The sequence below is a fragment of the Maritimimonas sp. 2405UD52-3 genome, assembly GCF_056591715.1.
On the sequence record NZ_JBWQOL010000002.1, the window covers coordinates 307,242 to 325,579 of the forward strand.

The following is an 18,338-nucleotide window of genomic DNA, read 5'->3' on the forward strand; positions in this document are numbered from 1 at the left end:
TACGCTAATTGGATGCAGAAATTAGCAATTAGTTGCTTTTAAAAAGGTTAAAATTATGCATTCCAGATTTTCCAGGCTTTTTCCGCTTGCAATTCCAGCATACGTAAACCATTACAAATGGTTGCATTCTCTTCTAGACCCTTACTTAGAAACAATGTCTGAGGCGGATTGTAAATAAGATCGTACATCAAATGTTTTGAGGTTAAATGTTTATATGGAACATCAGGACATTCGTCTAAATTAGGATAGGTACCTACGGGAGAACAGTTCACAATAATCTGGTGTGATTTTAATATTTTTTTCGATAGTTCTTCATAAGAAATAGTATGCTCATTCTTTAGATTTCTGGAAACAAATAGTACTTCAATTCCCATTTTTCTGAAGACATATTCTACCGCTTTTGAGGCACCCCCTGTGCCTAAAATCAAGGCACTGTTATGACGCTTTTTCAGAAAAGGTTTGATAGATTGCTCAAAACCATACACATCTGTATTAAAACCTACTAGCTTCTTTTCTCTAGTAATCTTGATTGTATTTACAGCACCAATCTCTTGCGCTTCTTCATCAATTTCATCCAAAAATTTAATGACATCTTCTTTATAGGGAATGGTAACATTCAAACCTTTAAGGTTTTTTTCTTTTAACACCTTAGGAAACTCTTCAATTGATTGGATATCAAAATTTTCATAGGTATAATTTGGCAATTCTAATTCCTTAAACTTCTCTGAGAAATATCCTCTGGAAAAGGAATATGAAATATTCTTACCTATTAAGCCAAACTTATACTTTTCTTCCATTTCTTCTTGCATAGTTATCAATCAGTAAAATAATTCCAATTCCAAATAGTATAAAAAGGATAGCTATCCAATTTTGAGTATCTCCTAAATCAGGGAAAAAACGTTTATAGTTTTCCAATACCTTATTTCCTTGTGAGTCTAATAAAAAATCACCTGTTTCACTTTTCTTAAAAATTTTCTCCTTCCATGGCCAGACAATCCCTAAAGATCCTGAAATAAATCCTATAATAAGAGCAGTTACTATCTGATGCCATCGTTTTAAAACAAAACCTAAAATCTGAGAGGTAACAACCAATCCAAAAGCTGACCCGGCACCAAAAGAAGCAATAATTTTCAAATAGCGAATTCTATCAGGGTCATTCAAAAAATCAAAATTTCCTGTTAAAACATCTGTAATAGAACGGTATAGCATATTTACCGAATCTACCAAAAGAAGCACGTAATTACCCATTAAAATCAAGATAAAAGAACCTGATAATCCCGGCAGTGTCATACCTGAAACACCCACAATACCGCAAAAAAACACAAACCAAAGGTTATCATTTTCTTTGGCAGGATTCATAAAACTAATAGCAACACCACACACAATACCAATAATGATAGCTATAATATTTTGCCTACACCAATCATTAAAACCTCTTGATATATAATAAATAGAACCTATGATCATCCCAAAAAAAGTAGACCAAACCAAGAGTTCATAATTACGAATTAAATAATCTAAAAGGAGTGATACACTAAAATAGCTGAAGATACTACCTGCAAAAAGTATAGCAATGAATTTACCGTTAATATACCTGTAAAAACTCTTGAACCTGCCATTGAAAAGTAATTTAAATGCTTTACCATTGATCTTTTGAAACGAATAGATCATCTCTTCATAAAAACCAACTACAAACGCAACCATACCTCCTGAAACACCTGGTACTTTGTTTGCTGCACCCATAGCTACTCCTTTTATAAAAAGTAAGACTCTATCAGTAAGTGTTCTTGTCTTTTCAGGCATGTTGTGATGGTTCTTTAACTGCTAATTTTTCAAGAAGTAAGATCAACAAAAAACCTATAACCATAAAAACAATAGCCATTAGCACTTGTGGATCACCCTCAAACTGACTCGGTAAGATACTTTTATCAGTAACAGGAACCTCAACTCCTTTTGAATTCGTTCTCCATGTTAACACTTCTTTCCAAGGCCAAATCTTATTTAAGGAACCAATAATAAATCCGGTTAAAGCAGCTAATGTAATATTCTGATGATTATCAAACATCCACTTTAAAATTCTTGAAAAGGTAAGTAGACCAATAATAGCACCCAAGCCTAACAGTGCAATAGTTTTTAAGTCGAATTCTTCAATAGCATCTACGGCCGGTTTATAAGCTCCTAAAAGCAGGAGAATAAATGCTCCTGAAATACCTGGCAAAATCATTGCACAAATAGCCAAACTACCTGCAAAAACTAAATACAAACTAGAGTCATTTGTGGCTAGTGTAGGCAATGTGGTAATGTAAAATGCTACTAAAGCACTAATGAGCAAAGCGATGATGGCACCTATACTCCACTTTTTTATTTGACGAGCTACATAAATAATACTGGCAATTACAAGACCAAAAAAGAAAGCCCATAACAATACTGGTTGGTTTTCTAATAACCACTTAATTAATTTTGCCAGTGTCAAAACGCTAATGGCTATACCCACAACAAGTGCCAATAAAAAATTGCCATTAACCGATTTCCAAAATGAAATAAAGCCATCCTCTTGTAATACCTTCAAACTTTTTAGGTTTACTTTATTGATAGATTCTATCAACTCTTGATAGATGCCAGAAATAAATGCGATAGTTCCACCAGAAACTCCAGGAACAACATCTGCTGCTCCCATTGCCATACCTTTAAGTGAAATGATTAAGTAATCAAGAAATGATCGGTTCATTAAAATTGAAATTGCCCATCAAATATACCAATCAAAATTGGGATGAAGACACAACCTCTAATTTTAAATTATAGAAGTTATTTTTGATGTTTCTTGATAAGTTCATGTACCTCTCTGGCATCAAACATAGAAGGGTACAATTCTTTAATAACCTGATGATATTCAAAATCAAGTTGTAATGCATTTTTGAGGAAGGTTAATGATTTCTGATGTTGCTGTAATAAAAAATGAATTCCGCTTAAGCGATATTCTATTTCAGCAAACTCTACATATAATTTTTTAGCTTTTTTCAAGATTTCTAACGCATCTTTAAAATCACCAATAAAATGCAATACATCAACTAGAGCCACAAAGATATCAAGTCTAAAATCTTCAAGGTCTATACACTTTTGAAATGCTTCTGAAGCCTCTTCAAAGAAGTTCAATTTTAAATTTATCTGGGCAAATACGGCCCAATATTGAGCATTTTCATCATCAATTTGAATAGCCTTATTTATAAAATACAGTGCCTTTTGATAATTCTTCTGCTCTATGTATAAATTAGTCAAGGCAAGCCAACCTTTATCCAATAACGGATCTTCTTTAACAGTTAAATTATAATACTTTAAAGCGGTTTTGTTATCATCTATTTTTTCATAGCACTTACCTAAACGCAAATATGTAAAAGGTGTACCATCATCTAAATGTATAGTAATCTTATAATTATTAATGGCTTCTTCATACCTACCCAATGCTTCCAAGGTCTTGGCTTTCTCGAGATAAGCACCAATAAAGCCTTCATCTATCAACACAGAATAGTCAAAAGCATTTAAAGCCTTTTTGTACTCTTCTATAATATAGAACTGACGACCCAATTGATGCCATGCTATCTCACAATAAGGGTCTTTTTCAATATAGTCTTCTAAGTAATTAATTGCTTCAATATGTTTGTGTTCCATATCATAGCAATAGATCACATTGTATAAAGAAGAATAATCATCATATTCAACTTCAAGGCATTTGGCAAAATTGAGTCTTGCTGTTTCAAAATCATCTAAGAAAAGATACTCCATTCCAATCAATGCCAGTATGTCTACTTCATCATCGGTAAATAATAGAGCTTGATTTAGTGCATTAATAGCCTCTTTATGCAAATCTTTTTTTGAGAGTAATGAAGCTTTTTGGAGGTATAATTTGTCATTTGATGGTTCTATTTCTTGAAGCTCATTAAGTAACCTTTCTGCTCTATCTAGCTTGTCTTCAAAAATCAACAATTCAACCGACACTAATTTTAGTGCTACTGATGTTGGATGCTGCCTTAAACCCAGTTCAATAGCCTTTTTAGCGAGTGAGATTTTACCAGTATCCATGTAATACGAAACAATGTCTTCAAACTCAGTTGCGTCAAAGAAATAAACATCATTTGACTTTAACATAGATTCGAATTTGGTTAAAGGCAAGTTCTCATTAGGATCAGAAAATTGATGCATAAAAAAAGCTTTCGGTTATCTTGTACTAAAAGTATGAGATGCTTCTTTTTCAATGAGCATGTTACAGAAATGTTTTTAACAAATTAATTAACAGCAACTAAAACAAACGAATTTTAAAAAATAATGTACTTTTGTACCCCAAACAATGTTTGGATAACTGCATGGCTCAAAAGACCTTATTAAACTCGAATGATATACATATTATCCTTCAAAGATTAGCCTGCCAGCTTCTTGAAAACCACCTTGATTTTTCTAACACTGTCTTAATCGGTTTACAACCAAGAGGTACTTTTTTAGCCAACAGAATTGCAGCTATTTTAAAGGATGACTACAAAATTAAAAACGTGCAATTAGGTCAGTTAGATATTACCTTTTTTAGGGATGACTTTAGAAGGCGTGATGAACCTCTGGAAGCCAATTCAACCAATATCAATTTTACCATTGAAGATAAAAAAGTAGTCTTAATTGATGACGTCTTATTTTCTGGTAGAAGCATCCGATCAGCACTTACAGCTATTCAATCTTTTGGAAGACCTGAATCTATTGAACTAATGGTGTTGATTGACAGAAGATTCAGTAGGCATTTACCCATTCAACCTAATTATAAAGGAAGGCAAGTAGACGTTATTAATTCTGAAAAGGTGAAGGTAACCTGGCAGGAAAATGATAAAAAAGATGCCGTTTATATCATAAATAACAACTAAATGAAGCGACTTAGCGTAGATCATTTATTAGGAATTAAATACCTCAACAAACAGGACATAAACCTTATTTTTGAAACAGCAGACCATTTTAAGGAAGTGATCAATCGTCCCATAAAAAAAGTTCCTTCGCTTAGAGATATTACCATTGCCAATTTATTTTTTGAAAACAGTACTAGAACCAAACTTTCTTTTGAACTAGCAGAAAAAAGACTTTCTGCAGACGTCATCAATTTTTCAGCGTCACAGTCATCCGTAAAAAAGGGTGAAACACTTATTGATACGGTAAACAATATCCTATCTATGAAGGTTGATATTGTTGTGATGCGACATCCAAATGTTGGTGCTGGAGTCTTTCTTTCAAAACATATTGATGCCAAAATTATAAATGCGGGCGATGGTGCTCATGAGCACCCTACGCAAGCCCTACTAGACACCTATTCAATTAAAGAAGAATTGGGTTCCGTTAAAGGAAAAAAAGTGGTGATTGTTGGTGATATTTTGCACTCAAGAGTGGCACTTTCAAATATATATGCGCTAAAATTACAAGGAGCAGAAGTTATGGTTTGTGGCCCTACTACCTTATTACCTAAATATATATCAGGTCTTGGTGTAAAAGTAGAGACGAACTTAAAAAACGCTTTACAGTGGTGCGATGTGGCCAATATGTTACGAGTTCAACATGAACGCATGGATATTAAATATTTTCCTTCCGTTCGTGAGTATACACAACTTTTTGGTATTAATAAGGCTCTACTAGATAGTCTTGGCAAGAAAATTGTTGTTATGCATCCGGGGCCAATAAATAGAGGTGTTGAAATTACCAGTGACGTTGCAGATTCTGACCAGTCTATTATTTTAAACCAAGTTGAAAATGGGGTAGCCATTAGAATGGCTATCATTTATTTATTGGCACAGCAAATAAAACCTAATTAAGATTTTTGCAAATGATTGTAGAAAAAAATAATGATGAAACCCTTTTAAAATGTGATGAAAAGAGCGTTTCAGATTTTTTTGTTGCATTTAAAGAAAATTATACTACTTTTAACTCGGATAATTTAATTTTAGACTTTTCTGGTTTACAAAGGGTTGAAACAGAAGATATCTTAGTATTTTTGCAGCATGCAACAGAACATAAACAAAATGGCATGTCTTTTGTGATAGTTGTAAATGAGATAGATTATAATAATTTACCAGATGAATTGGTGGTTGTACCCACAGTTTTGGAAGCCAGAGACATGATTGAAATGGATAAAATTGAACGAGATCTAGGATTTTAATGAACCAAAATTGCGTATGATAAAAAAGCTACTATTTTTACTTATTGTTACACTTTCAACTACTGTTCTGGCTCAGCAACAGGAGCAAGATAAGATAGTTAAAGACACTACCTTGGTGTTGAAAGATATTGTAGCATCTCCAAACCCTTTTAGCGTTACTACTAAGATAAAGTTTCGCGCTTACAAATCTTTTGAGTTAGAATTTACTGTAAAAGATTTGATAGGTAATACTGTGCATTATAAAAAGTATACCACTAAAAGAGGATTGAACTATATTCCATTCTACAGAGATAAGCTAGATTCAGGAATTTATATATACTCTATTAAAACAAATAACGAAGTAATTTCTAAACGGATTGTCATTAAATGAGCTTACAGTTAACCATATTAGGATGTCACTCAGCTACTCCTAGAACTTTTGCTCATCCAACATCACAATTTTTAGAAATTAACAATCGCCATTTTTTAATAGATTGTGGAGAAGGAACACAGGTGCAACTGAGAAAATACAAGATCAAATTTTCAAAGATCAATCATGTATTTATTTCTCATTTGCATGGTGATCATTTCTTTGGATTGATTGGATTGATTTCTACTTTTGGTTTGCTCAATCGCCAAAATGATTTTCATATTTACGGACCTAAAGGCATTCAGGAAGTTATTGAAGTTCAACTTAAAGTTTCTAAAAGCCTGTTAAAATACCAATTGATCTTCCATGAATTAAGTTCTAATGAAAGTGAACTAATTTATGAAGATGAGAAAGTTGAAGTCTACACTATTCCCTTAGATCATAGAATTTATACTAACGGTTTTCTATTTAAAGAAAAGACTGGTGAACGTAAATTAAACATTGATGCTATTAATGAAGTTTCTGAAATTGAAATATGTGATTACCAGAATTTAAAAAACGGTAAAGACTATATATCAGATAATGGTACCATCATAGAGAATAATGTGCTCACCTTTAACCCTCCAAAGCCCGTGAGTTATGCTTATTGTAGTGATACGTATTATAAGCCAAGCATTACAACAATTATAAAAAATGTTGACCTTTTATATCATGAATCTACCTTCTTAAAAGATAAAGAAGAGCTAACAGTAACTACAAAACATTCTACGGCTGAGCAAGCTGCTTTGATTGCAAAAGAAGCGAATGTCACAAAATTACTATTGGGGCATTATTCAAGTAGATATACTGACCTAAGTTTATTTGAGAAAGAGGCCAAAACACAATTTAAAAATGTAGAGCTGGCTATAGAGGGTAAATCTTTTAAGACAGAAAATAAAGTATCAGAAGAGCTCCTCATCGCTCACCAAAACTAATAAGCTCCTATAGATAGTAACACTAATGTACAAGCTACTTCGGCTATAATCTTATTTTCCCTCAATAATCTGATGAATTCTTCATTTTCGGTTCCCGGATTAAAAATAACACGTTTTGGTTTTAATGATAGAATATAGTTGTAGTAAGCTTCTTGCCTTCTAGAATTGAGATATAATGTAACTGTATCAATATTGTCAAAATTTGGCTCTCCTTTAACTATTTCTACTCCCGCAACCATACCTTTAGTAAGACCTACTGCCACAACTTCATGATTCTTTTCTACCAATCTATGAATAGCAATATTTGAGTATCTATTGGGCTTTAGTGAAGCACCAAGTACCAGTGTTTTTTTGTTCATGTGTTAAAGATATGTTAAGCAGTGTTAAAAGTTGTTACGAATAATTTTTTACGGCGTCTTTATGGTATTACTAAAAAGTGGCAAAACAACTCAACAAGTAATACTAAACTAACAAAAATCAAATCTAATGAAAAATGCACTGTATGCACTTTGCTTTTTAGTAAGCATGTCTTTATCCGCACAGCTCGCCAAAGATAAACTTCCAAGAAACGGAAGTGTTTCTGGAAAAGTAATAGATGCCAACACAAAAGAACCCATTCCATATGCCACCATAGTCATTAAAGATACTACCGGTAAAACGGTAACGGGAGGAATTAGTGATGATAAAGGGATGTTCAATATCACAAAAATTCCTGAAGGGAAAAATATGGTTGAAGTTCAATTTATTGGCTATAAAACACATGCTCAAGAGGTTAATTTGGTATCAGGAAAACTAAAGCAAAATTTGGGCACAATAGGTTTAAGTGAAGACAGTACTACTTTAGAAGAAGTAAACGTGGTTGCAGAAACTTCAACTATAACTCAAAAAGTTGACAGAAAAGTAATAAACGTTGGTAAAGATTTAACTGCCGCTGGAACCACAGCTTCAGAATTATTAAATAATGTACCCTCAGTAAGTGTAGACTCCCAAACAGGAAATATTAGTTTAAGAGGTAATGAAAATGTTCAAGTGTTTGTTGATGGAAAACCTACTAATATTGACGCTTCACAATTATTGCAGCAAATTCCCTCAACATCTATTAAAACAGTTGAATTAATAACCAACCCTTCAGCAAAATACAATCCTGAAGGTATGTCAGGTATTATTAATATTGTATTGCATAAAAATGCGAATCAAGGATTCAATGCTAGCATCAATACCGGTGTTGAAGCAGGTCACTATGTTAGATATAACGCATCTACTAATATGAATTACAAAACCGGAAAAGTAAACTTTTTTGGCAATTACGGTTATAATGGTGGGGAGCGTTATAATTTCGGGTTTGTAGATCGCCCTGGAGCAGATATATTTCAAGATTTTGTATTCAGCAATGACAATCAATCGCATTTAGCCAAAATAGGTGCCGATATTTACATAAATGACAAAAACACCATATCAATTTTTACAACACAAAATTGGTTCACAAATGATGGTTCAGGAAGAACAATCGTTTCGGAGAATCAAGACATCACAAGTTTTGCAAATAACATTCAAAATATAGAAAGCCATGCGCAGACCTATAACTTTAATTACACACGTGATTTCAAAAAAGAAGGGCATAATATAGAGTTTGAGGTTAATTATACAGATACTGATGCACCTGAAGATGCTGAAAATACTGACCGTGAAGATAATATTATCGACTTTGATTATAGGTTAAGAAACTTTGTGAACTTCATAGAAAATGATAGGGAGAATGTCTTGGTAAATCTTGATTATACGAATCCTGTTTCAAAGAATGGAAAATTAGAATTGGGTGTTGAATACAGATTAGATAAAACAGTTAATGACAATTTAACCAATCAGGAAAGATATGTTTTTGATGATGACTTTAATATAACAGGCACTACACGAATAGGAAATTCATCTTTTGATTACGATAGAAATATTTATTCAGCCTATTTTAATTACAATCATAAGTTCGGTAAATTGAGTGCACAAATAGGTGCTCGTTTTGAACAGTTTGAAATTGAAGGTAATTTCAGACAAGAAAATCAAGATAATGAAGGCGTTACTGATGAGATTTTCTCAGTTTACCCTTCAGCCTTTTTTACCTATTCCCCATCAGAGAAGAATCAATATCAGTTAAGCTATAGCAGACGTGTTGATAGACCTTCTATTCGTCAGGTAAACCCTATTCGTGAATGGAGTACTCCGTTAATCACATCCATTGGTAACCCCGAACTAGTACCACAGTTTACAAATTCAGTAGAGCTAAACTATACAAGAAAAATAAAAAATGGCTCGTTAACATTTGGCGCATTCTACAGAAATATTAATGATGTTATTTCAAGAATAACTTTCAGTGATCCAGCCGATCCCGAAAATGTTCAACAAATTCTGACATTCACAAATTTTGAAGATACTGATGCTTTTGGGTTAGAGTTTTCAACCAATTATAAAGTGGCTAAATGGTGGAGAATTAATGCCAGCATGGATTTCTATTCTCAGAAACAGTTTGGCATTGTTGACCCCTTTAATCCTAACGCTACTCCTATTGAAGTTACCAATGAGGTTTTTAATGCACGAATCAGTAATAGTTTTAAAGCAAGTAAAAAATTACGCTTTCAACTCTTCGCTATGTATAGAGGCCCAAGAGAAGACATTCAATGGGATGTGGACGAGATGTGGATGATTAATGTAGGAAGTAGTTTAAACGTATTAAAAAATAAAGGAACTATAACCTTGAGAGTAAATGATATCTTTCAAGGAATGAAATTCGCTTTTAACTCAGTAAATCCTTATGTACAGAATGGTAGATTTCAATGGGAAAGCCGTACTACCTACTTAGGGTTCAACTATAGGTTTGGCGGAGGTAAAAATAAAGCAAAGAGGCGTAGAAACCGAGATAGCAACGAAAAACAAAGTAGCGGATTCTTCTAAAAACTTTTTCATTTTTTGGTTATGTAAAACTCCTGTAACATCCTTTTGTTCAGGAGTTTTATTATTTTAACAAATTCATTCCTCATTTATATTTAACTGGCAAAATTTGTGATGCCACCATTTTTTTATGATATTGCATGTCTGAAAAAAAGTACTAACTCAATTATTATTTATGAATAAGCGACTACTGTCATTATTACTTTTGGTAATTCCCTACATGACATTTGCCCAAGAAAAAGGTCTAGATCAACGTATTGATGAAGCTTTTAAGCCTGTTTCTGATTTTTTTAATAACGTAATTTTCTTTCCCGTATGGAAAGACCCTGACATACCTTTTGTACTCTTCCTATTAGTAGGTAGTGCCTTGTTTTTTACATTATATTTTAAGTTTCCTAATATTCGTCACTTTTTTACAGCTATTAATGTAGTGAGAGGAAAGTATGATGATGTTGATCATCCTGTTTTAGAAGCTGCTTATGGCGATGTTACACCCGGTGGTGATGCCATTGAAACTATTAGAGATGAAAGTCAAGAAGGCGAAGTATCGCATTTTCAAGCATTGGCTACAGCCGTTTCGGGTACGGTAGGTAATGGTAATATTGCCGGGGTTGCTTTAGCAATTGCATTAGGTGGGCCAGGCGCCACTTTTTGGATGATTGTCTGTGGTCTTTTGGGTATGTCAACAAAATTTGTAGAGTGTACCTTAGGTGTGCAATATCGTGATGTTGATGGAGAAGGAACTGTATATGGAGGACCTATGTATTATATTAGTAGAGGGCTTAAGGAAAGAGGCTTTGGCATGCTTGGAAAAATTGCAGCCGTGTTGTTTGCCGTTTTCTGTATTGGTGGTTCTTTTGGTGGTGGAAATGCTGCTCAATCAAACCAAGCAACAATTGTGGTAAAAGAATTATTAGGCCTAGAGAGTACCGGTGCAGGTTTTTGGATTGGTGTGGTAATAGCTATAATAGTTGGTATTATTATTATTGGAGGTATCAAACGTATTGCTTCAGTAACGGAAAAAGTAGTGCCTTTTATGGCATTATTGTATTTAATTGCTTGTCTATACATTATCCTTAGTAATTTCAGTTTGATTGATAATGCATTCGGCTTGATCTTTACTGAAGCATTCAACCCAAGAGCAATTGGTGTGGGAGGCGTTATTGGTGTATTATTAGTTGGTTTTAGGCGTGCAGCGTTCTCAAATGAGGCTGGTGCTGGTTCAGCTTCTATTGCGCATTCAGCAGTAAAAACAAATTACTCTGCTTCAGAAGGGTTGGTAGCATTATTAGAGCCATTTATTGACACTGTAGTTATTTGTACAATGACGGCATTGGTAATTATCATCTTTAACTTTGGCGGTTATTTTGAGTATGGTGGTGATGGAACAGGTACTGTGATGATTGACGGACTTCCTTATGAAGGGGCTGGTATCACTTCAAAAGCATTTGCTCAATATATTCCTTACTCAAATGTATTCCTAACTGTAGCTGTTTTCTTATTTGCTGTATCTACAATGATCTCTTGGTCTTATTACGGTTTACAATCTTGGAAGTTCTTATTCGGCCGTGGTAAAACTGCTGATCTAGTATATAAGCTATTATTCTTAACTTTTATTGTAATTGGTGCAGCCGCAAGTATGAATTCTATCTGGGCCTTTTCAGATGCAATGATCTTTGCAATGGTTTTCCCCAACATGGTAGGATTATACTTCTTGTTCCCAGTAGTTCAAAAACAACTAAAAAGATATTTGGCAGCTATAAAAGCCAAAAAAGAGTAATTAATTCAAGTATTATGTTTAAATCCCATTTCAGGTATACTAAAAGCCAACGAAATGGGATTTTGTTTTTAACCTCCATTATTATTCTTTTACTATTCCTGAACTTCTTTATAGATTTTTCATCAGAAAAAACAATCGATTTAAATAGTTCTGAAATTACTGAATTCCAGCAAAAAATAGATTCTATTAAGCAGGTAAAATCGGAAAGTCAAAAACCCAAGATGTATCCTTTTAATCCAAGTTTTATTACTGATTTTAAAGGGTATCAACTTGGTATGTCTATAGATGAAATTGATAAACTATTAGAGCATAGATCAAAAGGAGAATACATAAATTCAACTAAGGAATTTCAAGAAATTACTGGTGTTTCTGATAGTCTACTAAATGTAATTTCTCCGCATTTTAAATTTCCGGATTGGGTTAGCACTAAACAAGTAAGGTTTAAGAATAAGAAATTAACAAAGGTTGGCATTCAAGATTTAAATTCAGTTTCAGCCAATGAACTTAAAATAATTAATGGTATTGGAAATAAACTTTCTGAACGGATTATAAAGTACAGAACGCACCTCAAAGGATATTCTTTTAACGATCAGCTTTATGAAGTTTGGGGATTGAAAAGAGAAATTGCAGATAGAGTTTTAGTTAATTTTAAAGTACTTTCTATACCTAGAATCAGCAAACTAAATGTAAATACTGCTTCTTTTAAAGAAGTCTTAGCACTACCCTATATTGATTATGATTTAACAAAGAAAATCTTTGATTTTAGAGACGAAGTAGCAGAGTTACAATCACTAGAAGAATTAAAGCAAATAGAAGGTTTTCCCCTAGATAAATATGACAGAATAGCCGTATATTTGTTAGCTAAATAAACATCTTCATGCAAAGCTTATATTTTACCGAAGAGCACGATTCTTTTAGGCAAAGTTTTCGCGAATTTCTACAAAAAGAAGTGGTGCCTCATATTGAAAAATGGGAAAAGGAAGGCACTATTGAACGCTTCATCTGGAAAAAAATGGGTGAAATGGATTATTTTGCGTTAAATGTACCTGAAGAATATGGAGGCTTGAACCTTGATTTTTTCTACACCGTTATTTTCTTAGAGGAGCTACAAAAGATAAATTCAGGAGGTTTTGCCGCCGCCATGTGGGCACATGCATATCTAGCAATGACCCATCTGAATAAGGAAGGCGATGACCGTATTAAACAAGAATATCTAGTGCCAAGTGTTGAAGGTGAAAAGATAGGTTGTCTTTGCATTACAGAACCTTTTGGCGGTTCTGATGTGGCTGGAATGCGAACAACAGCTATAAAAAATGGTAATCATTATATACTTAATGGCTCTAAAACATTTATCACTAATGGGGTCTATGCAGATTATATGGTAGTGGCTGCAAAGACACAACCTGAATTAGGCAATAAGGGTTTAAGTATTTTTGTTCTTGACAGCAATTTACCGGGAGTTACAGCTACCAAATTAGATAAACTTGGTTGGCGTGCTTCTGACACAGCTGAAATTGCTTTTGACAATGTAAAGGTACCCGTTGAAAATTTGATGGGTGATGAAGGCAAAGGCTTTGCTTATATCATGCAACATTTTGCTTTAGAGCGTTTATTAATGGGCATCAATGCCCATGCACGTTCTGAATATGCATTAGAATATGTATTGCAGTATATGGGTGAACGTCAGGCTTTTGGAAAAACTATTGACAAATTTCAAGCTTTACGTCATAAGGTTGCTGACATGGCTAGTGAAGTTGAGGTATGCAAAACCTTTAATTATACCGTAGCAAAACGATTAAATGATGGCGAATATGTAGTAAAAGAAGCAAGTATGTCCAAATTAGTTTCCACTAGGGTTGCTGATGAAGTCGCCTATGATTGCCTACAACTTTTGGGAGGTTACGGTTATATGGAAGAATATCCGATGGCGCGTTTACTTAGAGATAGCCGATTAGGTCCAATTGGTGGCGGAACTTCCGAAATACTTCGTGAGATTATTGCTAAAATGATCATTGATAAAAAAGAATATAAACCTGCCACTTAAGCAAACTTCTCAACTTGCATTTCATTTTCAAACACAAAAAAATTATTGCAGCAAGCATTGCTGTTGTTATCTATTTCTTTTTAACCTACGGAGTTCAAATACAAGAAAAAGCGATTGAGCAAGAACTTATTGAACTAGACAAAAACAATGATGGCATCTACAGTGAAAATGAAGTGACTAAGGAACAAAAAGAAACTATTGACAAAATACAAAATGATGATAGCCGAAGTGCGGCGCCTTATACACTTATTCCTTTTGCTTTTTTTTGTGGTATTTTTGTTTTCTTTGGATTAAGAGCCCTAGAAAATTTTAAGAAAAAGGATTCAAATAAATAACTTAGCCATTATTTTCTTCTTCTTTGATCTTATTCCATACTTTTATTTCATCACCTTCGGCAATACCCTCTTTAATCTCTACATGTATGCCATCACTAATACCTAGCGTAATATCTTTTCTATCAAAACCTTCACCGTTTTTTATCTCCACGTAAGGGGCTTTGGTTTCTTTATCAAACTGTACTAAAGCCTCCTTAATAGCCATTACACTATCTGCTTTTCCTAAAATAATAGATGCATTGGCACTTAAGCCTACTCTAACAAAAGTAGTATCTTGTTTATTCAGCGTACCTTTTATCTCAAACTGTATAGCTCCATTTTCTAAAACACCTTTTGGAGCTATATAATCTAAAACAGCATCAAAAACAGTATTCTCTACAGCTCCAACAGTAATCTCTAATGGTAAACCTTCTTTTACTTTTCCAACATCAGACTCATCAATCTTTCCTTCAAAAATTAACTTGTTGACATCTGCTAAAGATGCTATAGTAGTACCTTCATTAAAATTATTTGCTTGAATTACCTGATTCCCCACTTCAACTGGAACATCTAAAACCATACCTGATACAGTAGCTCTAATGAGTGTTTGAGCAGCATTACCTAAACCTCTTGTTGAACCCGTTCGAACAATATCATAGCTTCTATTAGCAGCATTATAGTCTTGTTGTGCTTGCTTATAGTTTACATCTGCTTGTTCCAGGTCTTGCCTTGAAATAACTCCTTTGTCAAACAAGGCTTTTTGACGATCGTAATTACGCTGCTGATCATCAAGTGCAATCCTTGTAGTTTGGATTCTATTTTTAGCATTATTTAGAGAATTAAGATCTGGAATCACTTTAATTTTAGCAATCAAATCACCTTTCTTTACATTATCACCACCTTTAACATATACTTCTTGAATAACACCAGAAATATTAGGCTTGATTAAAACTTCCTCTAGAGGTAAAATACTTCCGGTAGCAACCGTCTTCTTGACGATATTCTTTTTTTCTGGTTTTTCAGTTTTATATACTACAGGATCTTCTGCATTTTTTGTGTACAAATAATACATAGCGCCTGCAAAAGTGACAACTATAAAAATTAATATAAAAATGGTTACTGATTTTTTCATTTGTGTTTGTTTCTGGTTTATATATTAATCTGTTCTTAATGCTTCAATAGGTCTTATTTTTATGGCATTTTGAGCAGGAATAAAGCCTGCTAATAAGCCTGAAATAATAAGTATGGTTAAAGCTATAGATACTATACCTATATTTACGCTTGGATTGGCAAACATGTCTACAGGTCCACTACTATCAATAGCCAAATTAATTAAGTAAATCAGTAAAGAGGAAAATACAATTCCTGCCATACCTGATATTATTGTTAGGAACACTGACTCTGTTAAAATTTGACTTCTGATGTTCCACGGTGAAGCTCCTAAAGACCTTCTGATACCAATTTCTTTGGTACGCTCTTTTACCACAATCAACATTATATTGCTTACACCAATAATACCTGATAACAAGACCAATGTACCTACAAAATAAGCAATAACTCTAATGGCCACAAAAAGACGTTGCACCCTACTATATTCTTCATGAAGATCAAAATGACCCACTGCTCTTTCATCATCAGGATGAATTTTGTGGTTTTTCTTTACAATGTTAAATATCTTCTTTTTAATATTGGTAATAGGCGTTTCATCCACCGCAGTAATAGCCATCCAACCTACTTTATCTCCTCTATTAAAGGCTTGTGAAAATGCCGTAAAAGGCACAAAAACCTGCTTCTGATCTTCTTCACCATCACCACCACTATTTTTCTTTTTATAGGTACCAATCACCATAAAATTAACACCTTGAATTTTTACATAAGTGCCTAAAACCTCTTCATCTTTATCATATAATTCATTTCGCACCCCTTCTCCAATTATTGCAACTTTTCTATTTTGATTGATGTCATTATAGTTAATAAACCTGCCAGAAGTTATATCCATTGGCTCCTGCTTAATAATCTCAGGATAATCTCCGTAAACATCATATGCTCCCGTCTTAATTCCGCGTACTACATTGTTAGATCCATTGAAGCCTCCTAATTGATTTCGTGGTGATATAAATTGTAAATCAGATACATTTCTTCGAATATCTTCTACATCAGAAAGGCGATAACTGAAGCGTCTATCTTTAGGCATACCTTGATAGGCTTTGGTCGCTGTGCGCGTCCACATAAACATGGTATTAGTTGCTGTGTCACCAAATTCCATGTTTACACCATTTTCAAATCCTTTTCCCGCTGCCAATAATATGATCAGTATGAAAATGCCCCAGAAAACACCAAAGGCCGTCAATACAGTTCTGAACCAATTACTTGACAGTACTTCTATTATTTCTTTCCAACGATCTCTACTAAACATATTTATTCGTCTCTTAACGCTTCTATGGGTTGAACTTTCGCTGCCCTCCAAGCCGGGAAAAATCCTGCAATTGCACCAGCAATAATTAATAAAATGACCATCGTCATAGCTATGGAAAAATTCACCGTTGGGTTTGACACATAATCAACTTCAACGTTAGGCCCAACTAATTCTAATAAACCCATACTAAATATCAACCCCGCAAACCCTGAAACTGCTGTTACAAAAATTGCTTCATGTAATATCATACCAATTATTGACCAGGGTTTAGCTCCCAAAGCTTTGCGAATTCCAATCTCACGTGTTCTATCTTTTACAATAATTAACATGATATTACTAACACCAACAATACCTGCTATAATAGTACAAATACCAACAAACCAAAAAAACATAGCTATATTATTAGTTAAAGTAAAATAACGTTTTGCCTCTTCTTCTGCGCTGTAAACATTAATTGCACTATTATCATCAGGTGCTACTTGATGTGAATTCTTTAAATACTTCTTTAGCTTTTCAGTAAATCTATTAGCAGCAAAAACGGATTCATCAAACGTCTCTCTTGGGGTTAATGTAAAAGACATATTTGCTAATTTATTTTGACCGTTGAACACATTCTGCGCAGTGGTCATAGGTATGTAAATCCTATTTTCTTCACGTTCTCCACCTTCGTCAGCATATACACCTATAATTTTAAAGTTGATACCCGATAGTTGCAAATATTCATTTAACGGATTCTCAACTTCCTTCATCATCTCTCGTTTAATCTTTTTGGAAATTACCACCACTTTTAGGCTAGCATCCATATCCAATTGGTTCAGATAACGACCAGATATCATTTTCATATTTTCAATTCGTTGATAATCAGGACTCACACCTTGCACCCCATAAGCACCAGATTCTTTCTTATAGTTTATGGTTACCCCACGTACTCTGAACACACCAGAATTATATTCTAAATCTTCCGCAAAAGCTTGATTAGAGTATTCAAGATTTTCATTTTTTAACTGTATTGTCCTTCCTGGATTCAATCCGTTGTGTTCTTTAGTAGTAACCTGTGTCCAAACCCAAACACGATTTGTAGCATCTGCTTCAAATTCTTTTTTGATACCATTTTGAAAACCTTGACCAAAACCCAATAAAATAACCAGAATAAAAATTCCTGAAGCAACAGAAAGACCTGTAAGAAAGGTACGAAGCTTGTTCTTTCTGATAGTATCAAATATCTCTTGCCAACGATCGATATCGAACATAAGAAGGGGTTATGGTTTTAAAATTGAAGAGTTGTTTTGCTAATAGACGAGTTCAACTATTACTTTGTTACAGTTTTCATAAATAAAAATGAA

General features: G+C 33.8%; 18 protein-coding genes. 10 read left to right on the forward strand and 8 right to left on the reverse strand.

What is annotated here, in order from left to right; genetic code table 11:
- Positions 1–53 precede the first annotated feature (53 nt).
- From AC1EU5_RS05600 to AC1EU5_RS05615, 4 genes are all read right to left on the reverse strand, one after another.
- Positions 54–809, reverse strand: a complete 756-nt coding sequence (locus tag AC1EU5_RS05600; protein ID WP_480191383.1) for a shikimate dehydrogenase family protein — start codon at positions 807–809, stop codon at positions 54–56.
- A complete protein-coding gene (locus AC1EU5_RS05605) occupies positions 781–1,803 on the reverse strand; it encodes a DUF368 domain-containing protein (protein WP_480191384.1) in 1,023 nt (340 codons plus the stop codon). Before AC1EU5_RS05605 ends, AC1EU5_RS05600 begins: the two co-directional genes overlap by 29 nt.
- Entirely contained in the window at positions 1,796–2,728 is a 933-nt protein-coding gene (locus AC1EU5_RS05610) for a polyprenyl-phosphate transporter (RefSeq protein ID WP_480191385.1), read from the reverse strand. The genes AC1EU5_RS05605 and AC1EU5_RS05610 overlap by 8 nt, the downstream gene beginning before the upstream one ends.
- A 77-nt stretch (positions 2,729–2,805) precedes the next feature.
- Positions 2,806–4,197 carry a tetratricopeptide repeat protein gene (locus tag AC1EU5_RS05615; RefSeq protein ID WP_480191386.1) on the reverse strand — a complete coding sequence of 464 codons (1,392 nt, stop codon included), beginning with the start codon at positions 4,195–4,197 and terminating at the stop codon, positions 2,806–2,808.
- A 161-nt stretch (positions 4,198–4,358) separates the two neighbouring features.
- Between AC1EU5_RS05615 and pyrR the strand changes: the two genes are divergently transcribed.
- Genes pyrR through AC1EU5_RS05640 form a run of 5 tightly spaced genes read left to right on the forward strand, consistent with a single transcriptional unit; the run spans position 4,359 to position 7,501 of the window.
- Complete coding sequence (gene pyrR, locus AC1EU5_RS05620; RefSeq protein WP_480191387.1) at positions 4,359–4,901, forward strand: bifunctional pyr operon transcriptional regulator/uracil phosphoribosyltransferase PyrR; 543 nt, start codon at positions 4,359–4,361, stop codon at positions 4,899–4,901.
- Complete coding sequence (locus AC1EU5_RS05625) at positions 4,902–5,834, forward strand: aspartate carbamoyltransferase catalytic subunit (protein WP_480191388.1); 933 nt, start codon at positions 4,902–4,904, stop codon at positions 5,832–5,834.
- 11 nt (positions 5,835–5,845) lie between these two features.
- Positions 5,846–6,178: a ribonuclease Z gene (locus AC1EU5_RS05630; RefSeq protein ID WP_480191389.1), complete on the forward strand. Its 333-nt coding sequence runs from the start codon at positions 5,846–5,848 to the stop codon at positions 6,176–6,178.
- Between the two features lie 16 nt (positions 6,179–6,194).
- A complete protein-coding gene (locus AC1EU5_RS05635; RefSeq protein ID WP_480191390.1) occupies positions 6,195–6,548 on the forward strand; it encodes a T9SS type A sorting domain-containing protein in 354 nt (117 codons plus the stop codon).
- A complete protein-coding gene (locus tag AC1EU5_RS05640) occupies positions 6,545–7,501 on the forward strand; it encodes a ribonuclease Z (protein ID WP_480191391.1) in 957 nt (318 codons plus the stop codon). The genes AC1EU5_RS05635 and AC1EU5_RS05640 overlap by 4 nt, the downstream gene beginning before the upstream one ends.
- Here the strand turns inward: AC1EU5_RS05640 and AC1EU5_RS05645 are convergent.
- Positions 7,498–7,860, reverse strand: a complete 363-nt coding sequence (locus AC1EU5_RS05645) for a CoA-binding protein (protein WP_480191392.1) — start codon at positions 7,858–7,860, stop codon at positions 7,498–7,500. The genes AC1EU5_RS05640 and AC1EU5_RS05645 overlap by 4 nt on opposite strands.
- 127 nt (positions 7,861–7,987) lie before the next feature.
- Between AC1EU5_RS05645 and AC1EU5_RS05650 the strand changes: the two genes are divergently transcribed.
- From AC1EU5_RS05650 to AC1EU5_RS05670, 5 genes are all read left to right on the forward strand, one after another.
- Positions 7,988–10,444 carry a TonB-dependent receptor gene (locus AC1EU5_RS05650; RefSeq protein ID WP_480191393.1) on the forward strand — a complete coding sequence of 819 codons (2,457 nt, stop codon included), beginning with the start codon at positions 7,988–7,990 and terminating at the stop codon, positions 10,442–10,444.
- 172 nt (positions 10,445–10,616) lie between these two features.
- On the forward strand, positions 10,617–12,221 hold the full coding sequence (locus AC1EU5_RS05655) for an alanine/glycine:cation symporter family protein (protein WP_480191394.1): 1,605 nt from the start codon (positions 10,617–10,619) through the stop codon (positions 12,219–12,221).
- A gap of 14 nt (positions 12,222–12,235) precedes the next feature.
- Entirely contained in the window at positions 12,236–13,090 is an 855-nt protein-coding gene (locus AC1EU5_RS05660; protein WP_480191395.1) for a ComEA family DNA-binding protein, read from the forward strand.
- An 8-nt stretch (positions 13,091–13,098) separates the two neighbouring features.
- Positions 13,099–14,265, forward strand: coding sequence for an acyl-CoA dehydrogenase family protein (locus AC1EU5_RS05665; RefSeq protein ID WP_480191396.1), 1,167 nt, complete (start codon positions 13,099–13,101; stop codon positions 14,263–14,265).
- Positions 14,266–14,279: 14 nt separating this feature from the next.
- The gene (locus AC1EU5_RS05670; protein WP_480191397.1) at positions 14,280–14,600 is read left to right on the forward strand and encodes a hypothetical protein; all 321 of its coding nucleotides are present in this window, start codon (positions 14,280–14,282) and stop codon (positions 14,598–14,600) included.
- Between the two features lies 1 nt (position 14,601).
- On the opposite strand, the gene AC1EU5_RS05675 is transcribed toward AC1EU5_RS05670, so the two are convergent.
- Genes AC1EU5_RS05675 through AC1EU5_RS05685 form a run of 3 tightly spaced genes read right to left on the reverse strand, consistent with a single transcriptional unit; the run spans position 14,602 to position 18,245 of the window.
- Positions 14,602–15,711: an efflux RND transporter periplasmic adaptor subunit gene (locus AC1EU5_RS05675; RefSeq protein WP_480191398.1), complete on the reverse strand. Its 1,110-nt coding sequence runs from the start codon at positions 15,709–15,711 to the stop codon at positions 14,602–14,604.
- A 24-nt stretch (positions 15,712–15,735) separates the two neighbouring features.
- Positions 15,736–16,995, reverse strand: a complete 1,260-nt coding sequence (locus tag AC1EU5_RS05680; RefSeq protein WP_480191399.1) for an ABC transporter permease — start codon at positions 16,993–16,995, stop codon at positions 15,736–15,738.
- Between the two features lie 2 nt (positions 16,996–16,997).
- A complete protein-coding gene (locus AC1EU5_RS05685; RefSeq protein WP_480191400.1) occupies positions 16,998–18,245 on the reverse strand; it encodes an ABC transporter permease in 1,248 nt (415 codons plus the stop codon).
- Positions 18,246–18,338 lie beyond the last annotated feature (93 nt).

Bases quoted from the DNA above. Each gene is read 5' to 3' on its own strand.
- AC1EU5_RS05600 (WP_480191383.1), bottom strand. From the start codon at position 809: ATGCAAGAAGAAATGGAAGAAAAGTATAAGTTTGGCTTAATAGGTAAG.
- AC1EU5_RS05605 (WP_480191384.1), bottom strand. From the start codon at position 1,803: ATGCCTGAAAAGACAAGAACACTTACTGATAGAGTCTTACTTTTTATA.
- AC1EU5_RS05610 (WP_480191385.1), bottom strand. From the start codon at position 2,728: ATGAACCGATCATTTCTTGATTACTTAATCATTTCACTTAAAGGTATG.
- AC1EU5_RS05615 (WP_480191386.1), bottom strand. From the start codon at position 4,197: ATGCATCAATTTTCTGATCCTAATGAGAACTTGCCTTTAACCAAATTC.
- pyrR (WP_480191387.1), top strand. From the start codon at position 4,359: ATGGCTCAAAAGACCTTATTAAACTCGAATGATATACATATTATCCTT.
- AC1EU5_RS05625 (WP_480191388.1), top strand. From the start codon at position 4,902: ATGAAGCGACTTAGCGTAGATCATTTATTAGGAATTAAATACCTCAAC.
- AC1EU5_RS05630 (WP_480191389.1), top strand. From the start codon at position 5,846: ATGATTGTAGAAAAAAATAATGATGAAACCCTTTTAAAATGTGATGAA.
- AC1EU5_RS05635 (WP_480191390.1), top strand. From the start codon at position 6,195: ATGATAAAAAAGCTACTATTTTTACTTATTGTTACACTTTCAACTACT.
- AC1EU5_RS05640 (WP_480191391.1), top strand. From the start codon at position 6,545: ATGAGCTTACAGTTAACCATATTAGGATGTCACTCAGCTACTCCTAGA.
- AC1EU5_RS05645 (WP_480191392.1), bottom strand. From the start codon at position 7,860: ATGAACAAAAAAACACTGGTACTTGGTGCTTCACTAAAGCCCAATAGA.
- AC1EU5_RS05650 (WP_480191393.1), top strand. From the start codon at position 7,988: ATGAAAAATGCACTGTATGCACTTTGCTTTTTAGTAAGCATGTCTTTA.
- AC1EU5_RS05655 (WP_480191394.1), top strand. From the start codon at position 10,617: ATGAATAAGCGACTACTGTCATTATTACTTTTGGTAATTCCCTACATG.
- AC1EU5_RS05660 (WP_480191395.1), top strand. From the start codon at position 12,236: ATGTTTAAATCCCATTTCAGGTATACTAAAAGCCAACGAAATGGGATT.
- AC1EU5_RS05665 (WP_480191396.1), top strand. From the start codon at position 13,099: ATGCAAAGCTTATATTTTACCGAAGAGCACGATTCTTTTAGGCAAAGT.
- AC1EU5_RS05675 (WP_480191398.1), bottom strand. From the start codon at position 15,711: ATGAAAAAATCAGTAACCATTTTTATATTAATTTTTATAGTTGTCACT.
- AC1EU5_RS05680 (WP_480191399.1), bottom strand. From the start codon at position 16,995: ATGTTTAGTAGAGATCGTTGGAAAGAAATAATAGAAGTACTGTCAAGT.
- AC1EU5_RS05685 (WP_480191400.1), bottom strand. From the start codon at position 18,245: ATGTTCGATATCGATCGTTGGCAAGAGATATTTGATACTATCAGAAAG.